General features: G+C 51.9%; 1 protein-coding gene. It reads right to left on the reverse strand.

What is annotated here, in order from left to right; all coding sequences use genetic code 11:
- A partial coding sequence (locus tag B3182_RS05660; RefSeq protein ID WP_292751912.1) for a Mur ligase domain-containing protein occupies positions 1-266 on the reverse strand: 266 nt, incomplete at both ends.

Consider the following 266-nt stretch of genomic DNA (forward strand, 5'->3'; position numbering starts at 1 on the left):
ATCCAGGCCAGCATACTGCTGGTCGTGGTTTTACCGTGAGTCCCGGATACCGCTAGCACCCACCGATTAAGCAGAATGTTTTCTGCCAACCATTGTGGTCCGGAGATATAAGGTAAATTACGGTTCAGCACATATTCTACGGCAGGATTGCCACGAGACATCGCATTACCCATAACCACCATATCGGGAGCCGGTTGCAAATGCTCCGGCAAATATCCCTGCATGACGTCGATTCCTGCGGCGGCTAATTGATCGCTCATTGGCGG

This window comes from Methylophaga sp. UBA4204 (assembly GCF_002379485.1).
Classification (GTDB): domain Bacteria; phylum Pseudomonadota; class Gammaproteobacteria; order Nitrosococcales; family Methylophagaceae; genus Methylophaga.